The sequence below is a fragment of the Nocardioides caeni genome (genome assembly GCF_004912195.1).
Lineage (GTDB): Bacteria > Actinomycetota > Actinomycetes > Propionibacteriales > Nocardioidaceae > Nocardioides > Nocardioides caeni.
The window spans coordinates 1-2,698 of the sequence record NZ_STGW01000031.1; the positions used below are offsets into that span (position 1 = coordinate 1).

Here is a 2,698-nt window from a genome sequence, read left to right on the forward strand (position 1 = left end):
CAGGCGCAGGCCGTCCTGGACGCCCGTCGCGTGGTGATCGACGGTGCCGTCGGCATCGTGGGCGACGCCATCGCCCGGATCGAGGCCGACACCGACATCGAGCTCGACCCCGAGCGCCGGGCGGCGATGACCTCCAACCTGCTGACCGTGATCGTCGGCGGCGGGGGCGTGCAGCCGATCGTCAACGTCGGCACGATCCACCACTGAGACCGGGACCGAACCGGACCGACCCGGAGCGACGACGATGCCCCGCCCGAAGCGCGAACGCACGCAGATCCTGCTGAGGCTGGATCCGCGGATCGCCGACGCGCTCCGGGCGTGGGCCGACGACGAGATGCGCTCCACCAACGCCCAGATCGAGCTGGTGCTGCGCGACGCCCTGCGCCGGACCGGCCGCCTCCCAGCCAGCCGGTCCGACGACCAGGACGAGACCTGAGGGGCTTCAGCCGTCCTGGCGCAGCGCGGTCTTGAGGACCTTGCCGCCGGCGTTGCGGGGCAGCAGCTCCATGGTCCGCAGCTCCTTGGGGAACTTGTAGCGGGCCAGGCGGCCGTCGAGGAACTCGGTCAGCGCCTCGAGGGTGACCTCGGCGCCCGGACGGGGCGCGACGATGGCGACGGGGATCTCGCCCCACTTGTCGTCGGCCTGGCCGATGATCGCGACCTCGAGGACGTCGGGGTGCTCGGCGATCGCGTTCTCGACCTCGGCGCAGTAGACGTTCTCGCCGCCGGTGATGATCATGTCCTTCTTGCGGTCGACGACCCACACGAAGCCGTCCTCGTCCTGCTTGACGAGGTCGCCGGAGTGGAACCAGCCGCCGGCGAAGGCCGCGGCGGTCTCGGCCGGCTTGTTCCAGTAGCCGCGGGTGACCGTCGGGCCGCGGTAGACGATCTCGCCGACCTCGCCGCGCGGGACGTCGTTCATCAGCTCGTCGACGACCCGGTACTGGATCGTCGGGATCGGCAGGCCGACCGAGCCGAGCTTGCGCAGCGAGTCCTCGCCGCGCAGCACGCAGGTGATCGGCGAGGTCTCGGTCTGACCGAAGACGGCGACATTCATCGCGTTGGGGAAGCAGTCGGCCATCGCGCGCAGCACCGTGTCGGTGGCGGGAGCCGCTCCCCAGCTGATGATGCGCAGTGCGAGGTCGCGCTCCTTGATGCCGGGCAGGGCGCAGATGGCCTGCCACTGCTGGGGGACGTTGAAGACGATCGTCGCCCGCTCCTTCTCCCACGCGTCGACGACCTCGGCCGGGTCGAACGCACCCAGCGGGTGGATCACGGTCGGGATGCCGACGGCGAGGTTGGCGACCATGGACCCCAGGCCCGCGATGTGGAAGAAGGGCGCGGTCAGGAAGCCGATGTCGGACTCGTCGTTCATGTCCATCGCGCGGATGCAGGTCAGGCCCTGCAGCTGCATGTTGCGGTGGGAGAGCATCGCGCCCTTGGGGTGCCCCGTCGTACCCGAGGTGTAGATGATGAGCGCGGTCTCGTCCTCGGCGACGTCGTCGAGCTCGATCGGGCCCTGCTCGTCGACCAGCGTGGCGTAGGACTCGAAGCCCTCGGCCTCACCGAAGACGACCAGGGTCGAGAGCGGAGCCCCCATGCCGACCACGGCGGAGGCGAGCGGAGCGAGCATCGGGTCGACCAGGAGCACGGTGGCGCCGGAGTCCTCGACGATGTACTTGACCTCGGCGGGAGCGAGGCGGAAGTTCACCGGCGTCGCGATGGCACCGAGGCTGTTGATCGCGAGGACGGCCTCGACGAACTCCGAGTGGTTGAGCGTCAGCAGGAGCACGCGGTCACCGGCCTGCACTCCGCGGCGGCGCAGCGCGCCCGCGACGCGCAGCGAGCGCTCGTGCAGCTGGGCCCAGGAGGTGTCGACGCCACGGTGGCGCAGTGCCGTCGCCTCGGGCCGCTGCTGGGCGTGGCCGGCGACCTGCGCCATCCAGTGGTTGCGGAAGGTCCAGGCCGGCGCGGTGGGCACGTCGGGGATCATCGTCGACTCCTTCGTGGGGTGCGGTCGAGGCACGGGAGTGCCTGCCGAACGAGCGTTTGGATGGAGGATACGGGATTCCCGGGAAGTTATTGGCAGGTCGCCAATAGTCGGCCTATCCTGAGCCCGGCCCGGGAGGTGCTCGCGCCACGGAAGGACGGCCCGCAGCCCATGCCCACCCCCCTCGCGACCCGACTCGAGGCGGCCTCGCAGCGGCTGCGCACCCGCGCCGACCTGCAGGTCTCCCGTCTGCGCGGGCGGCCGGTGACCGAGCGGCCCTTCGACATGCGGGACTTCCTGGACGGGCATGCCGTCTTCTACGCCGGCACGGCCAACGTCATCATGCAGCTCGGCTGGCCCGCCGTCGGCTACGGCGTCCACGAGTCGACCGTCGACAGCGGCAACATCATGAAGGTGCCGCGCAAGCGGCTCCGCACGACCGTCACCTACCTCGCCGTCGCACTGCTCGGCACGGACGCCGAGCGCGACCACCTCCGCGGCGAGATCAACCGGCAGCACCGGCACGTGCGCTCCACCGACCAGAGCCCGGTGAAGTACAACGCCTTCGCCCGCGACCTCCAGCTGTGGGTCGGCCTCTGCCTGGCCTACGGGTCGCGCGACTTCTACGAGAAGCTCCACGGCGCCGTACCCGCCGCCCTGTCGGAGCCGTACGTCACCCACCTCGGCCGACTCGCGACGAGCCTGCAG

At 70.7% G+C, this 2,698-nt stretch carries 3 protein-coding genes and 1 pseudogene; 3 read left to right on the top strand and 1 reads right to left on the bottom strand.

Annotation, left to right across the window (positions count from 1 at the left end; translation table 11 throughout):
- Both E9934_RS19785 and E9934_RS19260 read left to right on the top strand, forming a co-directional pair.
- A pseudogene (locus E9934_RS19785) lies at positions 1-207 on the top strand (SPFH domain-containing protein); the annotation flags it as partial.
- 37 nt (positions 208-244) lie between these two features.
- Positions 245-436 carry a type II toxin-antitoxin system antitoxin gene (locus tag E9934_RS19260; RefSeq protein WP_136564526.1) on the top strand — a complete coding sequence of 64 codons (192 nt, stop codon included), beginning with the start codon at positions 245-247 and terminating at the stop codon, positions 434-436.
- 6 nt (positions 437-442) lie between these two features.
- Here the strand turns inward: E9934_RS19260 and E9934_RS19265 are convergent, their stop codons facing one another.
- Complete coding sequence (locus E9934_RS19265; protein WP_136564527.1) at positions 443-1,993, bottom strand: long-chain-fatty-acid--CoA ligase; 1,551 nt, start codon at positions 1,991-1,993, stop codon at positions 443-445.
- A gap of 168 nt (positions 1,994-2,161) precedes the next feature.
- Here E9934_RS19265 and E9934_RS19270 point away from each other — a divergent pair.
- Positions 2,162-2,698 (top strand): oxygenase MpaB family protein (locus E9934_RS19270; RefSeq protein ID WP_136564528.1); only part of this gene is annotated, 537 nt, incomplete at its 3' end.